Origin of the sequence: Methylobacterium durans (assembly GCF_003173715.1) — a bacterium.
Lineage (GTDB): Bacteria > Pseudomonadota > Alphaproteobacteria > Rhizobiales > Beijerinckiaceae > Methylobacterium > Methylobacterium durans.
This window is the reverse complement of record NZ_CP029550.1, coordinates 4,027,146-4,048,012: the sequence shown is the minus strand read 5'-3', so window position 1 is coordinate 4,048,012 and position 20,867 is coordinate 4,027,146. Positions and strand designations below refer to the sequence as shown.

Here is a 20,867-nt window from a genome sequence, read left to right as displayed (position 1 = left end):
CGCGGGCGCATCCCGCATGTCGATGCGCTCCTTCATCCGAGCCGCCGAGGTCTGGCTGCCCGACCCCGACGGCACGCAACTCGTGTTCGGCGACGGCCTCTACGGCGACCTGACCGCCTTCGCGCAGACGAGCCGTGGCCTCAGCTTCCGCAGGGGCGAGGGGCTGCCGGGAGAGGCCTGGGCCCTCCGGCACCCGGTCGTCATCAAGAGCCTGAAAGATTCGTCGTTCCGGCGCGTCGAGGCGGCGGCGGAGGCCGGACTCACCTCGGGCATCGCCATGCCGATCTTCTCGGGCGACGCCGTCAGGGCGGTCGTCGTGTTCCTCTGCGGTGACGACGCCCGCCACGTCGGCGCGATAGAGGTCTGGAAGCACGATCCCGACGCGGACGCGCAGATCGGCCTCGACGACGGCTATTACGGGGCCGCCGAGCTGTTCGAGACGGTCTCGCGCCTGAAGCGCTTCGGCCGCGGCTTCGGTCTGCCGGGCAGCGTCTGGGCCTCCGACATGCCGATGGTGTTCCGCGAGATCTACCGCTCGGAGCGCTTCCTGCGCCACGAGGAGGCGCTGCAGGTCGGCCTCAGCCTCGGGCTCGGCCTGCCCTGCAATTACGATCCCGGGCGGATCTGGGTGATGCTCTTCCTCTCGGCGCTCGGCACGCCCCTCGCCGGCCGCTTCGAGATCTGGATTCCCGACGCCGACGGCACCGGCCTCGTCTACGAAGCCGGCCTCTCGGAGGAGGACGACAGCCCGCGCCCCCGCCTGATCGGGCCGGAGGCGGGCCTCCTCGGCCGCGTGCTCGCCACGGGCCTGCCCGCGATCACCGCGAATTGCTCGGCGGACGCCCCCTGGCTCGTCGGCCCCGCCGAGCGCGGCGTCGGCCACGCGGCCATCGCGATCCCGACCCTGTCCGGGCACGGCGAATTGAAGGCGGTCACCGCCTGGCGCTTCTGAGGGACGGGCGGCCGCGGCTCCAAAATTGAAAGATCGGGCGCAAGTCACCTCTCCCGAACGGGAGAGGTGGGGGATCTCACGCGCCGAGCGCGCCGTCGAGGTCCTCGATCAGGTCAGCCGGGTCCTCCAGGCCGATCGAGAGGCGAACCACCTCGGGCCCGGCGCCAGCCGCGGTCTTCTGCGCATCGGTCAGCTGGCGGTGGGTCGTCGAGGCCGGGTGGATCACCAGCGAGCGGGTGTCGCCGATATTGGCGAGGTGCGAGAAGAGTTGCAGGTTCGAGACGAGCTTCACGCCGGCCTCGTAGCCGCCCTTCAGCCCGAAGGTGAAGACCGCTCCCGCCCCGTTCGGCGTGTAGCGGCGGGCGAGCTGGTGGTACTTGTCGCTCTCCAGGCCCGGATAGCTGACCCAGGCCACCGCCTCGTGGTTCGCGAGGTGCGTCGCCACCGTCAGCGCGTTGTCCGAGTGGCGCTGCATGCGCAGCGGCAGGGTCTCGATGCCGTTGAGGATCAGGAAGGCGTTGAACGGCGAGAGCGCCGGCCCGAGGTCGCGCAGGCCGAGCACCCGGCAGGCGATGGCGAAGCCGAAATTGCCGAAGGTCTCCGAGAGCACCATGCCGGCATATTCCGGCCGCGGCTCGCTCAACATCGGGTAGCGCGCGTCGCCCGCCCAGTTGAAGCTGCCGCCGTCGACGATGAGGCCGCCGATCGAGTTGCCGTGGCCGCCGAGGAACTTGGTGGCCGAGTGCACGACGATGTCGGCCCCGTGCTCGAAGGGCCGGATCAGGTACGGCGTCGCCATCGTGTTGTCGACGATCAGCGGGATGTTGTGGCGTTTCGCGATGGCCGCGATCGCGGCGATGTCGGTGATGACGCCGCCGGGATTCGCGATGGATTCGCAGAAGATCGCCTTGGTCCGCGGCGTGATCGCCCGCTCGAAGGAGGACGGATCGTCCGTGTCCGCCCAGACCACCGACCAGCCGAAGTTCTTGTACGAGTGGTTGAACTGGTTGATCGAGCCGCCGTAGAGCTTGTTGGCCGCGACGAACTCGTCGCCCGGCTGCATCAGGGCGTGCATGGTCAGGAACTCGGCCGCGTGGCCCGAGGCGACGGCGAGCGCAGCGGTGCCGCCTTCGAGCGCGGCGATCCGCTCCTCCAGCACCGCGTTCGTCGGATTGGTGATGCGCGAGTAGATGTTCCCGAAGGCCTGCAGCCCGAACAGCGAGGCGGCGTGATCCACGTCGTCGAAGACGAAGCTCGTCGTCTGGTAGATCGGTGTCGCCCGCGCGCCCGTCGCCGCGTCGGGGGCCGCGCCCGCGTGGATCGCCAGGGTGTTGAAGCCGGGCAGGCGGTCGGTCATCGGTCTCTCCTCGGGCGTTCGCTGCCCGGTTGCGTTTACGCCCCGGCGCGAGAGCTGCGCAAGGCGGTGACGGATCTGCGCGCGAAGCTCGGCCGCCGCGCGGCGATGCGGCGCGGCGTGCGGCACCGCGCATTCGCCCGGACAAGCTTCCGCCTGGCGGCAGCCGTCCCTAAAAAAGTCGGAACCGCGTGATGAGCCGCGCTGCAAGGCCGCCGGACCGCACGGCCACGGATCGTGATCCTCCATGCTGAAAACCGCTTTCGTTGCCGCGCGCGACCGCCAGCGCCTCTCGGAGATCGCGACGATCCTGATCGGCTTCGGCGTCAACAAGGTCGTGGACCGGCTGGGATTGCGCTACATCCCGCTCCTGCCCAAGCGCGGGCCGCGCGTCGACGTCACGCGCCTGTCGCAGCCCGAGCGGCTCCGCCGCGCCATCGAAGCCCTTGGGCCGACCTTCATCAAGTTCGGTCAGGTGCTGGCGAGCCGCCCGGACCTTCTCGCCCCCGCCTGGACCGAGGAGCTGGAGAAGCTCCATAGCCAAGTCTCGCCGATCTCCTGGGACCTGATCCGCCCCCAGCTCGAGGCCGATCTCGGGGCATCGCCCTTCGAGGTCTTCGCCGAGTTCGACGTGGAGCCCATCGCCTCCGCCTCGATCGCCCAGGTCTATCGCGCCCGCCTGCATTCGGGAGAGGACGTGGTCGTCAAGGTGCTGCGACCGGGTCTGCGCAAGATCATCGAGGCCGACCTCCGGCTGATGGCGCACGGCGCTCGGATCGTCGAGACCGAATGGCCGGACATGGCCCGCTACCAGCCGCGCGAGCAGATGCGGCACCTCGCGACCGGCCTCAACGGCGAGCTCGATCTCCTGAACGAGGCACGCAATTGCGAGCTGCTCGCGGCGATCTTCGATGATCGCGAAGACATCGTCTTCCCGAAAATCTACTGGGAATGGTGCTCCGAGCGTGTTCTCGTGCAGGAGTTCATCCACGGCATCTCGCCGAACGACGAGGCGGGCCTGCGCGCGGCCGGCGTCGACAAGAAGCTCCTCGCCCAGAAGGGCACCGACGCCTTCCTGCGCATGGCGTTGATCGAGGGCGTGTTCCACGCCGACCCGCATCCCGGCAACCTGCTGGCGCTGCCCGGCAACCGCATCGGCTTCATCGATTTCGGCATCGTCGGCCGACTCTCGCAGAAGCGCCGCGCCCAGCTCCTCGTGCTGATCGGCGCCATGCTAAAGCAGGACGCCGACGGGCTGATGGCGGTCCTCCTCGATTGGACGGGAGCCTCCAATCCCGACCTGACGAAGCTGGAAGCTTCCGCCCAGGCTTTCGTGGAGAGCCACTCCGCGATCCCGCTCAACCTCGGCCTCGTGCTGACGGACTTCATGACGATGGCGCGCGAGAACGATCTCGCCATGCCGACCGACCTCGCGATCCTGTTCAAGGGGCTCGTCACGGCCGACGGCGTGATGCGCCATCTCGACCCGAACTTCGACCTCTTCGCGGCCGCGGGGCCCACCGTCCGCTCGACGATGCAGACGCAGTTCTCGATACGGGGCATCAAGCGCAAGGCCGAGGCTCTCGGCGTCGGACTGTTCGGCGCGGCCTCCGAACTGCCGACGCTGATCCACCTGATGCTGGTGCGCCTCAAGCAGGGGCGCGTCACCGTCGAGATCGAGGTGAAGGGGCTCGACAAGGTGACCCGCGGCATCGAGCGGGCGGCCGCCCGCGTCGCGGTGGCGCTGGTGGTGGCGGCCTTCGCGACACAGCTCGCGCCGCGCCTGATCGACCTCGGCACGCCCGTCTTCATCACCATCGGCCTGATGGTCTTCACCCTCGGCGTCGGCTGGCTCGTGCTCCTCGGCCGCAACAAATGACGAATGCATTCAAAACGGGCATAGGCAAGTTTTCGTAGGGCGGATTCCAGTGGGCATTTTTATGGATACTTGCGGATTGTAACTGGGCTCGATACGCTCATTTCACCACCGAATCGCGAGACGTCGAGCTGTCGACGCGGGCGAGAAGCGGGCATACCCGCCGGTTCCCGTCGATGAAATGACGCCCAAGTCGCCACGGCTCGCCGGTCGGCGGGGAGAGACGCCGTGTCCGGCGGCTCACGGGGCGACCTGCGAGCGGCCGGTGCTCGGCGCGGACGGGGAGCGCGACGGTGTATACGAGCACCATTTCCAATTCCGCGTTGAACGAACCGCGCCTGACGGCGCTCGAGGCCGAGAACGCGCGCCTGCGCGCGCTCGTCGGCCAGTACCGTCGCCAGGCCGTGATGCTCGCGCAGCGGCATGAGCGTCTGGGACGCTTCTTCCTCGCCGAGCGCGACGCGAACCGCGCCGTGGCGAGCCGGATCGTCGCCGAGAACGCACGGATCCGCGGCGAGGCCGAGCGCGCCTCGGTCGACTACGAGCACGACCTCTCGGAGTTGCGGCAGAACGAGGCCCGCCAGACCCTGCTGATGCAGGAGCTGGCGCACCGGGTGAAGAACACCCTCGCCATGGTGCAGGCCATCGCCGCCCAGACCTTGCGCAACGCCGAGTCGCTCGACGCGGCGGCCGAGTCGCTCGGGGCGCGTCTGATCGCTCTCGCGCAGGCTCACGACATCCTGATCCAGGGTTCGTGGTCGAGCGTGGATCTCCGCAGCCTCGTCGACGGCGCGCTGGCCCTTCATGCGGACGCCGACCCGGGACGCTTCCGCGTCTCCGGACCAGACCTCACCCTCGGGCCCCGCCCCGGGCTGACCTTCGCGCTGATGTTGCACGAGTTGGCAACGAATGCGGCGAAGTACGGGGCGCTCTCCGCCACGACGGGCCATGTCGCGATCGCGTGGAGCGTCGAGGACGATGAGACCGGGAGCCATCTGAATTTCCGTTGGGAGGAAATCGGCGGCCCGCCGGTCAAACCTCCCACCCGCACGGGTTTCGGATCACGTCTGATCGAGCGCAGCCTCGTGCACAGTTTCGGCGGCTCGGTGAGCCTCGAATACCCGGTCACCGGCGCCGCGCTCACCCTTCGGGCACCGCTCTCGGCGGTGATCGCAGACGCGGGCTGAGCGGTTGCGGGCAATGGCGGGCGCTGCGAGACCGGGCGCATGCTGCGCTGCGATGCGCAGGGCCGGCCGCTTTCCCGGTTCGGTCCTTGACGCAGGAGGGCATGGGGAATAGGCCGCGGGCACCGGTTCAAGGGACAGCCCCAGGCCTGATGACTGACAACCCCGAGCAACCAGTCGTGCTTCTCGTCGAGGATGACGGACTTCTCCTGATGGAAGCCTCCGACACGCTCGCGGATGCCGGTTTCACGGTCCTTGAGGCCACGCACGCCGACAAAGCCTTGAAGGTGCTTGAGAATCGCGACGACGTCGGAGTCCTGATGACCGATGTCGACATGCCTCAGGGCTCGATGGACGGCTTCGCCCTCGCCCGCCTCGTCGCCGACCGCTGGCCCGGGATACCGGTCCTCGTGGTTTCCGGCATGGGCACGCCCGGCCCCAACGACATGCCGGACGGCGCGCGCTTCATTCCCAAGCCCTACGAGCCGACGACCCTGGTGCGGACCTTGCGCGCCTGCGTCCGCCGCGCCGCCTGACCTTCTCGCCCGAGCGAAGCGCGAGTTCCCGAGATGTCCGCCCGTCCCCGTTCTCCCCGTTTCGCCACCCAGGCGATCCATGCCGGCGCCGCGCCCGATCCGGCGACCGGCGCGCGCGCCCAGCCGATCTACTTCACGAACGGCTTCGTCTTCGATTCGACCGAGCAGGCCGCGGACATCTTCGCGATGCGCCGCACGGGCTTCTCCTACTCCCGCGGCTCGAATCCGACGGTCGCCGCGCTGGAGCGCCGGGTCGCGGCGCTGGAGGGCGCGAAGGCTGCGGTCGCCGTGTCGTCGGGCCAGTCGGCGGTGCTCCTCGTGCTGATGACGCTGATGAAGAGCGGGGATGCCTACGTCGCCTCGCCGCGTCTGTTCGGCGGCTCGCTCGGCCTGATGCGTCGCCTCGACGGGCGCTACGACCTGAAGCCGCAATTCGCCGGCGGCTTGAGCCCGGAGGATTTCGAGGCCGCCATCACGCCGGAGACGCGCGCGATCGTCTGCGAGTCGATCGTGAACCCTTGCGCCACCGTGATGGATCTCGAGGGCATCGCGGCCGTGGCGCGCCGGCACGGGCTGCCCCTCGTCGTCGACAACACGCTCGCCTCGCCGGCCCTGATCCGGCCGATCGAGCACGGCGCCGACATCGTCGTCCACTCCACCTCGAAATTCCTCGGTGGCTCAGGCCAGACCATCGGCGGCGTCATCTGCGACGCCGGATCCTTCGACTGGACGAAGGCCGGCCACTACAACCTGATCACAGAGCCCTGGCCGGACTATGACGGGCTCGTCGTCTCCGAGCGGTTCCCCGAGATCAGCTTCGCGGTGGCCTGCCGCCTGTTCGGCCTGCGCGACCTGGGGCCGGGCCTCTCGCCGATGAACGCCTTCCTGACGCTCACCGGCATCGAGACGCTGCCCCTGCGGATGCAGCGGCATTGCGCCAATGCCCGCGCGGTAGCCGCCTACCTGAAGGATCATCCGAAGGTCGCGTGGGTGAGCTATCCTGGTCTTCCGGGACAGGCCGGCGAGGAACTCGCCGCGCGCTACGTGCCGCAGGGCCCGGGCTCGATCTTCACCTTCGCCCTGAAGGCCGGAGAGCCGGCAGCGCTGACCTTCATCACGAGCTTGGAGCTGATCTCGCACCTCGTGAACATCGGCGAGATCAAATCCCTCGCGATCCATCCGGCCACGACGACGCACCGGCAACTCAGCGCGGAGGAGAAGTCCGCCGCCTGCGTCGGCCCGGAGACGGTCCGTCTCTCGGTGGGCCTGGAGAACGTCGAGGATCTGATCGCCGATATCGAGCAGGCGCTCGACCGGGTCGATTAGCCGGCGGCCGCGAGCGGCAGGGGATCATCCTCGGGCGCCGCCCGTGCCAGGATCCATGGGACGCGGCTGCCCGCCACCGGCTTGCCGTAGAGGTACCCTTGCGCGAAGGTGCAGCCGCCCGCCTGCAGGAAGGCGGCTTGCTCCGGCGTCTCGATGCCTTCGGCGGTGACGTCGAGGCCCAGGCTGCGCCCGAGCTGGAGTACGGCCGTCACGATCGCCGCATCGTTCGCGTCGTGCGTGAGGTCGTTGACGAAGCTCCGGTCGATCTTGATCTCATCGACCGGGAAGCGCTTGAGGTGGGTCAGCGAGGCGTAGCCCGTTCCGAAATCATCGAGGGCAACCCGGACTCCCGCCGCGTGCAGGCGCTCCAGCGTCTGCGCGACGCGCTCGCCCTGGCCGCCGATCAGAACCGTCTCCGTCACCTCGACGCCGAAGCGCGCCACCTCGACCTCCGCCTCGGACAGGATCGCGAGCAGGCGGCCCGCCAGATCCTCCTCCGCGAATTGAGCGGTCGACAGGTTCACGAAGATGCGGCCCGGATCGAATCCGCGGCTGACCCAGTTGCGGATGTCCCGAGCGACCTGCTCGGCGATGCTGAAGCCCAGTGCCGCGCCGATCTCGGCGTCGTCGAAGACGGATGCGAAGGCGGCGGGCGAGAGGAGGCCGCGGGTCGGGTGGCGCCAGCGGGCCAGCGCCTCGAAGCCGACGACGGCACCGGTTTTGAGGCTCACCTTCGGCTGGTAGAAGGGCACGATCCAGCCCTCGTCGAGGGCAGCGCGGATCTCGCGCGCGACGGTCACCCGCTCCTCGATGCTCGCGCGCAGGGCTGGCGCGAACACGGTCATGCGATTGCGGCCGGCGGCCTTGGCCGCGTACAGCGCGAGATCCGCGTCCGTGAGAAGGTCTGCGCTGGTGCGGGCGTGCTCGGGGAAGAGCGCGACGCCGAGGCTTGCCCGCGGCGAGACGCTGCGCCCGCCGATCGCGATCGGTAGCATCAGCCCGTCGATGATCGCCTGCGCGACCTCGTGAACGTGCCGGCTCGGCGCGCCGAGATCGTCCTCGCCGCAGGCGATCACGACGAACTCGTCGCCGCCGAGGCGTGCCACAAGGTCGCGCGGACCGACGATGTGGGACAGGCGGCGCCCGACCTCCTTCAGGAGAAGGTCGCCCGCATCGTGACCGAGGGTGTCGTTGACCTCCTTGAAGGCGTCGAGATCGAGGAGGATCAGGCCGACGCGTGATCCGTCGTCTTCGGCACGCCGCAGGGCGTCGTCGAGCGTCGTTTGGAACAAAGCGCGGTTCGGCAGCCCCGTCAGCACGTCGTGATGGGCCGCCTCGCGGATCGTTTCCTCCACAGCCTTGCGGCTGGTGATGTCGACGAGGCTCGCGATCACGCAGGCCCGGCCACCGATCTCGGCCCGGTCGGCAAAAACGAGCGCGTCGTGCGCGACGCCGCCGACCGCGCGTACGGGAACCTCGAGATCGCGGACCGTCCCGTGGCAATCGAGTTCGGCCTGCAAACGCCGCCGCTCGGGTAGACCGAGAAGGTCGCGTGTCGTGAGGGAGGCCGGCCCCCCGGCCACGTCCATGCCGAAGAAGCGCATGGCCGCGTCGTTCATGCTCACGATCTCGCCGTTCGCCAGGTCCGTCACGCTGACCGGGATCGGGACTGCCTTGAACAGGGTCTCGAAGAGCTGGCGGCTCTCGACGAGTCTCTCGTGGGCACTCCGCTCGGCCTGGACCGCCAGCCATTCGAGGCGCCGCAACCGGTTCGAGCGCACCACGACGAGGAGCAGCGCGGCGTTCGCGATCGCGGCGGCAAGGACGAGGCCGAGCGCGGTCTGCGGCAGCGGCGGCGGCAGCATGTAGCTGAGGAGCAGAAGGCCCGATGTGCCGAGGCCGACCGCCACGGTCCAGCGGAAGCTCGTCGGAACGACGAGGAGAAAGATGGCCGGAAGGAGCAGCACGACGAAGAGCGCGATGTCGGACCGCGACGAAACGAGGAGCGCGACGCTGATGGCGGCTGCGGTCTCCCAGGCCAGCATCAGGCGCTGCAGGGCGGGGAAGCTGCGGACGGAGGGTGCAATGCCCAGGCAGAGAATCGACGCGACGACGAGGCCCAGCCGGGCCGGGACAGCCACGACGAAGTGCGGGTCTCCGAAGAAGCGCCAGTCGCTTGCCAGGAAACTGAAGTTGAGAACGATCGACAGACCGAACAGAAGGCGCGCGTGCCGCAGCGTCTCCGGCAGGCGCTCGTGCTGGAATTCAGCCTCGCGCTCCGGTGAGGCGAGCTCGCCGCTGATGGTCTTGAGGGTCGGACGATCCATGATGGACGGATTGTCCGGCCTAAATCTGCAGGCCCCGTTAATGCAGGCGGATCAACCTAGGCGGGAGGCACCGTCGTCGGTCCCGCCGCGGCTGCGCGGTAATATGAGCGCGCGCAGGGCGCCTCGGAGCGTGCGCACGTCCTGCTCGGTCATCGCCATTCGGTGCAGTATGTCGCGCATGTTGCGGGCCATGATCTCCCGCTTGTCGGCGGGAAAGTAGCCCGCCCGGTCGAGCGCCGATTCCAAGCTTTCGAAGAGCGAGATCAGCGCCGCGCGGGTCGCCGGCGGTGAATGCATCTCGCCGGAGAAGGGCAGCCGGGCCCGGCCCGCAGCGCGCCGCCACTCGTAGGCCGTGAGAAGGACGCCCTGAGCGAGGTTGAGCGAGGGGAAGTCGGGCGAGACCGGGAACGTCACGATGGCGTCGGCGAGCGACACCTCGTCGTTCGTGAGGCCCACGCGCTCGCGGCCGAAAAGGATCCCGACGCGCTGATCCGCCCGGGAGGCGACCTCGGTCATGGCCTCGTCCGGTCCCATCACCCGCTTCATCTGCCCGCGCTCGCGCGCCGTGGTGGCCAGAACGTAGTTCAGGTCGGAGATCGCTTCCGGCACGCTGGCAAAGATGCGGGCCGCGTCGAGGACATGCGTTGCGCCGGAGGCCGCCTCGCGGACGCCCTTCTTCGGCCAGCCGTTCTTCGGGTTGACGAGCCTCAATTCGGACAGGCCGAAATTCGCCATTGCGCGGGCCGTCATGCCGATATTCTCGGCGAGTTGCGGCTCGACGAGGATGATGGCGGGGGCGATGCCCGACGGGATCTCTAGGCTCATCGACTTCATGTATGGATTGCGGCGCCGGCCATCGGCGCCTCGGGTGACCTTCTGCGCGTTCCGCATTGCGGAATCCACTGGCGATCAATGATGGCCTCGCCGCCGGATCGGCTGGAGCGGCATCGCTGACAACGCCCTGAGCTTGTCAGCGGAACCTGGGCGGCCGCAACCTTCCACGATGCGCTGCAGCGCGCTATGGACGGCGCCGAGCGCGGCATCCCGCTTGCGAGAGCGCCGCCCGCGGGCTCAAGGCCAGTCTCAGGACCAGGAAGGCGCAGGCGATCATGGACAAGATCAAGGTGGCGAACCCCGTCGTCGAACTCGACGGCGACGAGATGACCCGGATCATCTGGTCCGAGATCAAGAACAAGCTGATCCATCCCTATCTCGATATCGATCTCGACTATTACGACCTCGGCGTCGAGCACCGGGATGCCACCAACGATCAGGTCACGGTCGATGCCGCCAACGCCATCAAGCGCCACGGCGTCGGCGTGAAGTGCGCCACGATCACGCCCGACGAGGCCCGAGTGAAGGAATTCGGTCTCAAGGAGATGTGGAAGTCGCCGAACGGCACGATCCGCAACATCCTGGGCGGCGTCATCTTCCGCGAGCCGATCATCTGCCGGAACGTGCCGCGCCTCGTGCCCGGCTGGACCCAACCGATCGTGGTGGGGCGCCACGCCTTCGGCGACCAGTACCGCGCCACCGACTTCAAGGTACCGGGCAAGGGCCGTCTGACGATCAAGTTCGAGGGCGAGGACGGGACCGTCATCGAGAAGGAGGTCTTCAAGTTCCCCGAGGGCGGCGTCGCGATGGCGATGTACAACCTCGACGACTCGATCCGCGATTTCGCGCGCGCGTCGATGAATTACGGCCTCAACCGGAAGTACCCGGTCTATCTCTCGACCAAGAACACCATCCTCAAGGCCTATGACGGCCGCTTCAAGGACCTGTTCCAGGAAGTCTACGACAACGAGTTCAAGTCGCGCTTCGAGGCGGCCGGCATCCTCTACGAGCACCGCCTGATCGACGACATGGTAGCCTCGGCGCTCAAGTGGTCCGGCGGCTACGTCTGGGCCTGCAAGAACTACGACGGCGACGTGCAATCGGATACGGTGGCGCAAGGATTCGGCTCGCTCGGCCTGATGACCTCCGTGCTGCTCACGCCCGATGGCCAGACGGTGGAGGCGGAGGCCGCCCACGGCACCGTGACCCGCCATTACCGCGAGCACCAGAAGGGCAAGGAGACCTCGACGAACTCAATCGCCTCGATCTTCGCGTGGTCGCGGGGCCTGAGTCACCGGGCGAAGCTCGACGACAACGCCGCGCTCGCGACCTTCGCGACGACACTGGAGACGGTCTGCGTCGACACGGTCGAGGCGGGCTTCATGACGAAGGATCTTGCCCTCCTCGTCGGCCCTGAGCAGCGCTGGCTCTCGACGACGGGCTTCCTCGACAAGATCGACGAGAACCTGCGCACCGCGATGTCGAAGTGAGGCGGCGCGAGAGCGTCTGACACCCCGGACGGCCCCTCCCCCATCCGGAGTGCGGGCCGCTCCGCATCCGGTCGGTCCGCATGGCCGACCCGCCGCCCGCCGGGGTCGATCTTTTCGCCGTTTGCGCTAAACCCGCGCCAACACTCAGATCCCGGCGAGCGTTCGAACAGCGATGATCTCCTCCCCCCTCATGACCGTGATGGTCGATGCCGTGCGCAAGGCTGCGCGTGGCCTGAAGCGCGACTTCGGCGAGGTCGAGAACCTCCAGGTCTCCCGCAAGGGTCCCGGCAATTTCGTCTCGGCGGCCGACCGCAAGGCGGAGGAGGTCCTGCGCGACGCGTTGATGAGGGCTCGCCCCGGCTACGGCTTGGTGCTCGAAGAGAACGGGATCATCGAGGGCCAGGACAAGAGCCACACGTGGCACGTCGACCCTCTCGACGGCACCACCAACTTCCTGCACGGCATCCCGCATTTCGCGATCTCGGTCGGCCTTGAGCGGGACGGCCAGATCGTTGCCGGCGTCATCTACGATCCGATCAAGGACGAATTGTTCGTCGCCGAGCGCGGCAAGGGCGCCTACCTGAACAACCGGCGCCTGCGCGTCTCCGGCCGCGCAGACCTCGCCGATGCGCTGGCCGCCTACGGTACGCCCTATCTCGGGCGCGGCAACCATCCGCGCCTCCTGCGCGAGGTGGCCGCTGTGATGGCGGTGACGGGCGGCACGCGCCGCCTCGGTTCGGCCGCCCTCGACCTCGCCTACGTCGCCTGCGGCCGGCTCGACCTCTACTGGGAGCGCGACCTGCAGACCTACGACATGGCGGCGGGCGTCATCATGGTCCGGGAGGCCGGCGGCTTCGTCACCTCCGCAGACGGCGCCGCCGAACCGCTGGCCGCGCGCTCGGTCGCCAGCGGCAACGAGGTGCTGCACCGGGAACTGGTCGGCATCCTGCGCAAGTGCAGCGCCTGAACGCCCAAAACGGCACGTCCGCTGCCGGGTTGGCCCTGGACACAGGCCCGAGACCGGCGGCGTCCAGGGCCGGCGACACGGCACGGGCCCAGCAGATCCGCATCATCGAGCGCAAGGGCGGGGCGAACGCGCCCGCCGGCTTTGGAACGCATAGCCGAAACAGTCCGGAGCGCGCGGCATGGGCAACGTCCCGGCAGGAGAGCCGGGAGCACACCGAGCACACCGTCCCGGCTAGGATGGCTGGGGCCGCAGATGCACGGCCCGGCCAAGGTGAAGGGCGAGGGCCCGACATCCTCCTCGGGTGGCCTCCGGGGTCAAGCTGGCCAGCGCGCCCGGCTTCTGCCAAAACCCGCGCTGCCGACCTCTGAGAAAGCACCCCGCATGGACGCCCGCCGCCACGTCGCCCTGAAGGAATCGATCCGCTCGATTCCCGACTACCCGAAGCCCGGCATCATCTTCCGCGACATCACCACGCTGCTCAGCGACCCGCGCGCTTTCCGCCGCGCCGTCGACGCGCTGGTTCATCCTTACGCGGGCGGGCGGATCGACCAGGTTGCGGGCATCGAGGCGCGCGGCTTCATCCTCGGCGGCGCGGTGGCCCACCAGCTCTCCTCGGGCTTCGTGCCGATCCGCAAGAAGGGCAAGCTCCCGCACAAGACGGTCTCAATGGCCTATGCGTTGGAATACGGCACCGACGAGATCGAGATCCATGTCGACGCCATAAACCCGGGCGACCGTGTGGTGCTGGTCGATGATCTGATCGCCACGGGCGGCACCGCCATGGCGGCCGTGAGCCTGCTGCGGCAGGCGGGCGCCGAGGTGGTGGCCGCCTGCTTCGTGATCGACCTGCCGGAGATCGGCGGTGCGCAGCGCCTGCGCGACCTCGGCGTTCCGGTCCGCACGCTGATGGAATTCGAGGGGCATTGAGAGCCCGTTCGAGAGGCTCGGAGGGGCGTCTGCCCCCGCGGCGAGCGTTGACTCGGGAAACCCCTTCCGCCATAAGCCGCCTCGTCGCGACGTGGCGCCCCGTTTGGGCGCCCTTCGCGCTTGCAGACAATTTCAGGACGCGAAGGTCCGGCGCGGAACCTGCCGCCCGCGATCGCGCCTCGACCTTTGGAGGCCTTGAGCCATGAAGAGAACCTATCAGCCGAGCAAGCTCGTGCGGAAGCGCCGTCACGGTTTCCGCGCCCGCATGGCGACCGCCGGCGGCCGCAAGGTCATCGCGGCCCGCCGCGCGCACGGCCGCAAGCGCCTCTCGGCGTAATCTGGACCGGCGCGCCGCTCGCGGTGCGCCTGACGGTCCCGCGCCCGTGGCGACGATCGAACGGCTGCGGCGGCGGGCCGATTTCCTGGCGGCGGCGGATGGCCGCCGCTTCCATACCGAGCGAATGACGGCTCAGGGTCGTCTTCGCGAATCGGGTGAGCTGCGCGACGGTGTGCCCGCAACGGGACTGCATCTCGGTTTCACGATCACCAAGCGGGTGGGTCACGCGACCGAGCGCAACCGCATCCGCCGGCGCCTGCGGGAGGCCGTCGATGCCGTGGCCGAGGACGCGCCGGTGATCTCCGCCGACATCGTGCTGATCGCGCGCCGCCCGGCGCTCACGGCGCCTTTCGAGACCTTGAAGGCCGACTTGCGCCGTGCGCTCGCCGCGGTGACGAAGCCGCGCGGGCCGAAGCCCGATCGGGTGCAGGGCCGCGCCCCTGGCGCGGGGAGCGGTGGACCCACACCTCCACGAACGGATGGCTCGCGAACCGATACCCGGCCGCGAGCGACGGAGTCGGACGGCGCTCGCCTCCCCTCCCCCCTCAGACACGCGTGCGACGGATCCAGCGATGGGCAATGACAAGACCAACATGATCGTGGCGATTGTGCTGTCGCTCGTGGTCCTGCTCGGCTGGAACTACTTCGTCGCTGCACCCCGCGTGGACCAGCAGCGGCAGACGGCCGCGCAGAACCAGGCCGCGCAGCAGAGCCCCGGCGTCACGCCGGACGGCATCCCCTCGCCCAGCCCCAAGGAGGGCGGCCCCGCAGCGCCGGCCCCCGGCACCCTGCCGAACCAGGGCGCGCCCGAATCGCGCGAGGCGGCACTCGCCCGCTCGCCCCGCATCCGCATCGAGACCCCGGCTCTGTCCGGTTCGGTCGCCCTGAAGGGTGGACGCATCGACGACGTCTCGCTCAAGAATTACCACGAGACCGTGGACGACAAGAGCCCTCGGATCGTCCTGTTCTCGCCCGCCGGTACGGAGACGCCCTACTACGCCGAGTTCGGCTGGGTGGGACAGAACGCGGGTCCGCTGCCGACGAACGAGACGCTCTGGAAGGCGGACGGCGAGGTGCTCTCCCCGGGCAAGCCCGTGACCTTGAGCTGGGAGAACGGGGCCGGCCTGACGTTCCGCCGCATCCTCGCGGTCGACGACAAGTTCATGTTCACGGTCCGGGACGAGGTCGAGAACAAGGGCGCGAACGCGCTCACCCTCTATCCCTACAGCCTCGTCTCGCGGTGGGGTAAGCCGCACACCCAAGGGTATTACGTGCTGCACGAGGGCCTGATCGGCGTGCTCGGCGCGGACGGCCTGCAGGAATACACCTACGACCATCTCGCCAAGGAACCGGCCTACGGCGGCCCGACCACGAGGGGCAAGGCTTGGCCGAACGTGACCGGCGGCTTCGTCGGCATCACGGACAAGTACTGGGCGGCGGCGGCCATCCCGGACCAGGGATCGGCCTTCACGGGTGCCTTCACGGAGCGCTCCGAGGGCGCGACCAAGGTCTATCAGGCGAGCGTGCGCGCCGATGCGCGCAACGTTGAGCCCGGCGCCAGCGTCGTATCGACTCAGCGTCTTTTCGCAGGCGCCAAGGAGGTCAACACCATCAACGCCTACGAGCGGGACCTGAGCATCAAGCAGTTCGACCTTATGATCGACTGGGGCTGGTTCCACTTCATCACGAAGCCGATGTTCCGGGCGCTGGATTTCTTCTTCCACCTGTTCGGCAACTTCGGCGTCTCGATTCTGGTCGTGACGCTCATCCTGAAAATCTTCTTTCTGCCCATCGCCAACCGCTCCTACGTCTCCATGGCCAAGATGAAGGCCGTTCAGCCGGAGATGCAGTCGATCCGCACGCGCTACGCGGACGACAAGATGAAGCAGCAGCAGGCGATGATGGAGCTGTACAAGAAGGAGAAGATCAATCCGGTCGCGGGTTGTTGGCCCGTCCTGATCCAGATCCCGGTCTTCTTCGCGCTCTACAAAGTGCTCTTCATCACGATCGAGATGCGGCATGCGCCGTTCTTCGGCTGGATCCAGGATCTCGCCGCGCCCGATCCGACGAGCATCCTGAACCTGTTCGGCCTCCTTCCCTTCGCCGCGCCGGACTTCATCCACCTCGGCATCTGGCCCCTGATCATGGGGATCACGATGTTCGTCCAGATGAAGATGAATCCCGCGCCGCCGGACCCGGTCCAGGCGCAGATCTTCACTTTCATGCCGATCATCTTCACCTTCATGCTGGGATCGTTCCCAGCCGGTCTGGTGATCTACTGGGCCTGGAACAACCTGCTCTCGGTGATCCAGCAATACGTCATCATGCGGCGTAACGGGGTGAAGGTGGAACTCTGGGACAATCTCAAGGGCACGTTCCGCCGATCCGCGTCGGAGAAGGCGGCGGCCAAGAGCTGATCGCGAGAACATCGAGGGCTGCGGCGGCAGCCGCGGCCCGGTTCGCACCATGACAGATTCCTCCGACATCGATCCGACCCTCATCGAGGCCGGCCGCCTGCTCTTCGCGGGCTCGGCCGACTTCTTCTCGGCCGCGCCCTCCCTCGGCAGCCTACCGCCAATGAAGGGCGTCGAGATCGCTTTCGCCGGCCGCTCGAACGTCGGCAAGTCGAGCTTGGTCAACGCGCTGACAGGGCGAACCACGCTCGCCCGGACCTCGCACACGCCCGGTCGCACGCAGCAGCTCAATTTTTTCGACATTGGCGGCCGGCTGACCCTCGTCGACATGCCGGGTTACGGCTTCGCGGCGGTCGAGAAGGCCAAGGTCGCGGCGTGGACGGAGTTGATCCACGCCTATCTGCGCGGTCGCGCGAACCTCTCTCGCGTCTTCATGCTGATCGACAGCCGGCACGGCTTCAAGGCGATCGATACCGACATCCTCGACGGTCTCGACAAGGCGGCGGTCAGCTATCAGATCGTCCTGACGAAAGGTGACGAGCTCAAGAAGTCGGAAATCGAGGCCCGCACCCACAATATCGAGGCTGCGATCTCGCGACGCCCAGCCGCCTATCCCGAGGTTCTCCTCACTTCGAGCCGCGATTCCCGCGGTATCCCTGAGCTTCGAGCGAGCATCGCCCGACTGATCGCCGAGCACGGCGGCTGATTGCGCGATGGCGCCCACCCTTCCCGATCGTCTCCTCGTCGCCTTGGCCGCTCTCGCCGGCCTCCTCGGCGTCGCTGGCAGCGCGGCCGCCGCGCACAGGCCAACTGAGAGCGAGTCCCTTCGCATCGCAGCGCAGTTCCTTCTCTTTCACGCGCCAGCCATTCTCGCGATGGTCAGCCTCGGCCGAAGCGGCTTCGTCGGCCCGGTTCTCGCCAAGATCGCCGCTGCGACCCTGCTCCTCGGCCTGACCCTGTTCTGCGGGGATCTCACCCTGCGGGCGCTCGTACAGGTTCCGCTCTTCCCGATGGCGGCACCGAGCGGCGGCGTCCTGTTGATGCTCGGATGGCTCATCGCTCTCCTCGCGCCGCTCCTACCGCGGACCGCGCGCTGAGGCTCAGGCCGCCGAGATCACCTCGGCACGCCTGCCGGATCCCTGTGCCCTCGGCGCCCGGGCAAGGCCGGCCACATCGTCGGCGAGGAATCGGCTTCGATAAATGAACGTGAGCGTCCGACGAGAACGGACGCTCACGCACTAGGCTGCGGCACCTGCTGCGCGAGACTTCTTACGCCCCGCAGCGCCGATTTTAGCCGGGCATGACCGGTGGATGGTAGGTCAATGTGAAGGCGAGCGCCCAGAGCAGGAACAACACCACCGGCAGGTGAATCAGGAGCTGAAGGAAGCTGAACCCGACGATGTCTCGGGCCTTCAGGCCGAGGATCCCGACGAGGGGAAGCATCCAGAACGGGTTGATCAGATTCGGCAGCGCCTCGGCAGCGTTGTAGACCATGACTGCCCAGCCGAGATGGACCTGCAACTCGTTGGCGGCCTGCATCACGTAGGGCGCTTCCAGCAGCCATTTGCCACCGCCGGAGGGCACGAAAAACCCGAGCACCGCCGAGTAGACGCCCATCGCGAGCGGGAAGCTGCCGGTCGTGTTCAGGCTGACGAAGGCGTGCGAGATCACGTCCGAAGCCGAGACTCCGGCACCGTTCTTGGCACCCGTCAGCATGGCGCTGATCGCGGCGTAGAGGGGATATTGGATCAGAATGCCGGCGGTCGCCGGCACCGAGCGCGCCACCGCGACAAGGAAGCGCTTCGGGCGCCAGTGCAACAGGAGGCCGAGCGTCAGGAACAGCAGGTTGTACGTGTTGAGGTTCGAGATCGCGGTGATCCACGATTGGCGCGCGAATTCCTGGACGATCCAGCCCGCCGCGATGGCGACGAGCAGCACCGTGAGAATCGGCGAATGCTCCAGCCACTCGCCTGGCTGTTTCGGGCGACCGAGATCATCGCTCTCCCTGGCAACGTCGACATCGAGATCCTCCGCCGTCACCGCATTCGTCGGCCCGGGTGCCGAGATGTAGGCGATAGCGACCGAGATCACGAAGAGGATCAAGGCGACGAGCATCGACTGCCAGAGGAAGATCGTCTCGCTGAACGGGATCACGCCCGTGATGGCGAGAAGAGCCTTCGGCAGGCTCGCCGGGTTCGCCTGGAGCTGCGCGGCCGAGGAACTGAGGCCCAGGGCCCAGGTGGCGCCGAGGCCGAGATAGGCCGCAGCACCGGCCGCGCGGTAGTCCATGCGCAGGTCCGCGCGACGCGCGAGGGCACGCGCCAGGAGGCCGCCGAAAATCAGGCTCAGGCCCCAGCTGAGGAACGAGGACAGCATGGTGGCGGCGGCGACGAAGCCGACGGCACCGCGTCCGGTCGTCGGTAGGCGTGCGAGACGATCGATCAGGGCCTGGACAGGCGGTGAGGTCGCCACGACGTAGCCGCCGATCGTGACGAAGACCATCTGCATGGTGAAGGGGATCAGGCTCCAGAAGCCGTCGCCGAAACTCTTGGCGACCGCCATCGCCGGAGCGCCGTTCAGGAGGGCGCCGAGCGCCACGATCACGACTGCGATGGCGACGAAAATGAAGGCGTCCGGGAACCAGCGCTCGGCCCAGGCGGTGAAGCGGATTCCGAGTTGTGCCAAGCGGCCTTCCTGGCGCGGTGTCGCCGCCGCGCCGGGAGGCGGAGACGGGTGCTCGCCGGTCATGCGGTTGGTGTCGGTCGGCTGGTTCTGCATCGGCGCCTCGTCCGGGCGCGAGGGAAACTCGGGCCCACGGCACCAGTGTCGCGGAGGCCGGCTCGGGTCTCAAGCGCCGGGACGGCCCGTGGTGGCTGATCCCCTGACATTCCGCGCGCTCATGCGGCACAAGCAGTGCCGGAACCCGCGGCGGCGTCGGAGAATCCGTCCAGAAAGCCGGCGAGATGCTCGATCGGCATCGGCTTGGCGAAGAAGTAGCCCTGCATGGTATCGCAGCCGAGCGCACGCAGGAGCGCCACCTGGGCAGCGCTCTCGACCCCCTCCGCTACGCAGGAAAGGCCGAGGTTACGGCTCATCAAGACCATCGTGCCGACGATGTCCCGACAGACCGGCACCGTCTCCATCTCGCTCGTGAAGGACCGGTCGATCTTCAGCCGGTCGAGGGGCAGCCGATGGACGTAGCTGAGGCTTGAGAATCCGGTCCCGAAATCGTCGAGAGCGATCCGGCAGCCGATCGTCTTGAGGTCTTCGAGGTTCGCCTTGGCCTGATCGAAATCGCTGATCAGCGCGGTCTCGGTGACCTCGAAGGTGATGCGTTCCGGCGCGACCCCGCTCTCGGTGATGATGCGCGCCATCCGGCGGACGAGGTGCGGCGAGATGATGTCGCGCGCCGACAGGTTGAACGAAAGCCCGATCTCGTAGGGCCAGTCCGAGACGGGAGCGAGCGCCTTCGCGAGAAGGATCTCGGTCATCGGCTGGATCAGGTCCGCCACCTCGGCCACGGCAATGAACTCGCCCGGCGAGATCGTACCCAGATGCGGAGAGTGCCAGCGCGCGAGTGCCTCGAAGGCGACCACACGCCCCTGCGCCACGTTCACCAGAGGCTGCATCAGCACGATGAGCTCGGTATCGAGGTCGGCTTGGCGCAAGCCCTGCTCGATCAGGTCTCGGCGTTTCAGCGTCCGGTCGAGATCCTGGCTGAACAGAAGGGTCGTGCCCCGTGAATTCGCCTTGGCATGATAAAGGGCGCCGTCCGCCCTCTCGATCAGCCTGTCCGGCTCGGTTTCGTGGGGATGGGCCGCGGCGAAGCCGATCGTGGCACCGATCTGGACGGTCCCTTTGGCAAGGCGAATGGGTCGCGACAGGGCCGCAATGATGGTTGGTCCAAACTTCGCTGCCGGAATGGATCCCGGTGGACCCGATATGACGATTCCGAACTCGTCGCCGCCGAGACGCGCCAGAAACACCGTGTCGCCGCGGAAGACCCGCAGCCGCCTCCCGATCCTGCGCAGCAGGGCGTCGCCGGCGGGATGGCCGTAGGTGTCGTTGACGGGCTTGAAGCCGTCGAGGTCGATCAGACCGACCTGGACCTCGTGCCCGCGCGCCGCCGCCTTGAGCAGGTCCGCCTGCAGCCTGGCGAAGAAGCTGCGCCGGTTCGGCAGGTCGGTGAGGAGGTCGATATTCGCGAGCCGCAGGTTTTCGTCGTTCAGCCGGCGAAGCTCACTCGTCTGCTGCACGAGCGAGGTGAAGACGCGATGGTAGACGAAGATCAGGTAGGTCGTCGTGAGCGCGAGCGAGATTAAGGCAATCGCGATGGCCCGCAC

18 protein-coding genes are annotated in these 20,867 nt (G+C 67.9%); 13 read left to right on the top strand and 5 right to left on the bottom strand.

Annotated features, from left to right (window positions below):
- Window positions 1-16: 16 nt before the first annotated feature.
- Window positions 17-952, top strand: a complete 936-nt coding sequence (locus DK389_RS18550; protein WP_109891721.1) for a GAF domain-containing protein — start codon at window positions 17-19, stop codon at window positions 950-952.
- Between the two features lie 76 nt (window positions 953-1,028).
- Here the strand turns inward: DK389_RS18550 and DK389_RS18545 are convergent, their stop codons facing one another.
- Window positions 1,029-2,309: an O-acetylhomoserine aminocarboxypropyltransferase gene (locus DK389_RS18545; protein WP_109891719.1), complete on the bottom strand. Its 1,281-nt coding sequence runs from the start codon at window positions 2,307-2,309 to the stop codon at window positions 1,029-1,031.
- A 244-nt stretch (window positions 2,310-2,553) separates the two neighbouring features.
- Between DK389_RS18545 and DK389_RS18540 the strand changes: the two genes are divergently transcribed.
- The 4 genes from DK389_RS18540 (at window position 2,554) to DK389_RS18525 (ending at window position 7,228) form a co-directional block, all read left to right on the top strand.
- Window positions 2,554-4,185 (top strand): ABC1 kinase family protein, encoded by a 1,632-nt coding sequence (locus DK389_RS18540; protein ID WP_109891717.1) that lies wholly within the window; start codon window positions 2,554-2,556, stop codon window positions 4,183-4,185.
- A 320-nt stretch (window positions 4,186-4,505) separates the two neighbouring features.
- Window positions 4,506-5,369 carry a sensor histidine kinase gene (locus DK389_RS18535; RefSeq protein WP_236960163.1) on the top strand — a complete coding sequence of 288 codons (864 nt, stop codon included), beginning with the start codon at window positions 4,506-4,508 and terminating at the stop codon, window positions 5,367-5,369.
- A gap of 149 nt (window positions 5,370-5,518) precedes the next feature.
- Complete coding sequence (locus DK389_RS18530) at window positions 5,519-5,902, top strand: response regulator (protein WP_109891715.1); 384 nt, start codon at window positions 5,519-5,521, stop codon at window positions 5,900-5,902.
- 33 nt (window positions 5,903-5,935) lie between these two features.
- Window positions 5,936-7,228 carry an O-acetylhomoserine aminocarboxypropyltransferase/cysteine synthase family protein gene (locus DK389_RS18525; protein ID WP_109891713.1) on the top strand — a complete coding sequence of 431 codons (1,293 nt, stop codon included), beginning with the start codon at window positions 5,936-5,938 and terminating at the stop codon, window positions 7,226-7,228.
- On the opposite strand, the gene DK389_RS18520 is transcribed toward DK389_RS18525, so the two are convergent.
- A complete protein-coding gene (locus DK389_RS18520) occupies window positions 7,225-9,555 on the bottom strand; it encodes a putative bifunctional diguanylate cyclase/phosphodiesterase (RefSeq protein WP_109891711.1) in 2,331 nt (776 codons plus the stop codon). The genes DK389_RS18525 and DK389_RS18520 overlap by 4 nt on opposite strands.
- A gap of 51 nt (window positions 9,556-9,606) precedes the next feature.
- Window positions 9,607-10,380, bottom strand: coding sequence for an RNA methyltransferase (locus DK389_RS18515; protein WP_109896554.1), 774 nt, complete (start codon window positions 10,378-10,380; stop codon window positions 9,607-9,609).
- Window positions 10,381-10,664: 284 nt separating this feature from the next.
- Here DK389_RS18515 and DK389_RS18510 point away from each other — a divergent pair, with 284 nt between their 5' ends.
- The 8 genes from DK389_RS18510 to DK389_RS18475 all read left to right on the top strand — a co-directional run bounded on the left by DK389_RS18510 (window position 10,665) and on the right by DK389_RS18475 (window position 17,621).
- Window positions 10,665-11,879 carry an NADP-dependent isocitrate dehydrogenase gene (locus DK389_RS18510; RefSeq protein ID WP_109891709.1) on the top strand — a complete coding sequence of 405 codons (1,215 nt, stop codon included), beginning with the start codon at window positions 10,665-10,667 and terminating at the stop codon, window positions 11,877-11,879.
- A gap of 172 nt (window positions 11,880-12,051) precedes the next feature.
- Window positions 12,052-12,846 carry an inositol monophosphatase family protein gene (locus tag DK389_RS18505; RefSeq protein ID WP_109891707.1) on the top strand — a complete coding sequence of 265 codons (795 nt, stop codon included), beginning with the start codon at window positions 12,052-12,054 and terminating at the stop codon, window positions 12,844-12,846.
- Window positions 12,847-13,227: 381 nt separating this feature from the next.
- The gene (locus DK389_RS18500) at window positions 13,228-13,773 is read left to right on the top strand and encodes an adenine phosphoribosyltransferase (protein ID WP_109891705.1); all 546 of its coding nucleotides are present in this window, start codon (window positions 13,228-13,230) and stop codon (window positions 13,771-13,773) included.
- Window positions 13,774-13,975: 202 nt separating this feature from the next.
- Window positions 13,976-14,110, top strand: coding sequence for a 50S ribosomal protein L34 (rpmH, locus tag DK389_RS18495; RefSeq protein WP_012253788.1), 135 nt, complete (start codon window positions 13,976-13,978; stop codon window positions 14,108-14,110).
- Between the two features lie 46 nt (window positions 14,111-14,156).
- A complete protein-coding gene (gene rnpA, locus DK389_RS18490) occupies window positions 14,157-14,693 on the top strand; it encodes a ribonuclease P protein component (RefSeq protein WP_109891703.1) in 537 nt (178 codons plus the stop codon).
- Window positions 14,683-16,527, top strand: coding sequence for a membrane protein insertase YidC (gene yidC / locus DK389_RS18485; protein ID WP_109891701.1), 1,845 nt, complete (start codon window positions 14,683-14,685; stop codon window positions 16,525-16,527). Before rnpA ends, yidC begins: the two co-directional genes overlap by 11 nt.
- Before the next feature lie 49 nt (window positions 16,528-16,576).
- Complete coding sequence (gene yihA, locus DK389_RS18480) at window positions 16,577-17,230, top strand: ribosome biogenesis GTP-binding protein YihA/YsxC (RefSeq protein ID WP_109891699.1); 654 nt, start codon at window positions 16,577-16,579, stop codon at window positions 17,228-17,230.
- 7 nt (window positions 17,231-17,237) lie between these two features.
- The gene (locus DK389_RS18475) at window positions 17,238-17,621 is read left to right on the top strand and encodes a DUF423 domain-containing protein (protein ID WP_109891697.1); all 384 of its coding nucleotides are present in this window, start codon (window positions 17,238-17,240) and stop codon (window positions 17,619-17,621) included.
- A 193-nt stretch (window positions 17,622-17,814) separates the two neighbouring features.
- Here the strand turns inward: DK389_RS18475 and DK389_RS18470 are convergent, their stop codons facing one another.
- Both DK389_RS18470 and DK389_RS18465 read right to left on the bottom strand, forming a co-directional pair.
- Complete coding sequence (locus DK389_RS18470; RefSeq protein ID WP_109896552.1) at window positions 17,815-19,272, bottom strand: short-chain fatty acid transporter; 1,458 nt, start codon at window positions 19,270-19,272, stop codon at window positions 17,815-17,817.
- Window positions 19,273-19,421: 149 nt separating this feature from the next.
- Window positions 19,422-20,867, bottom strand: coding sequence for a putative bifunctional diguanylate cyclase/phosphodiesterase (locus DK389_RS18465; RefSeq protein ID WP_109891695.1), 1,446 nt, complete (start codon window positions 20,865-20,867; stop codon window positions 19,422-19,424).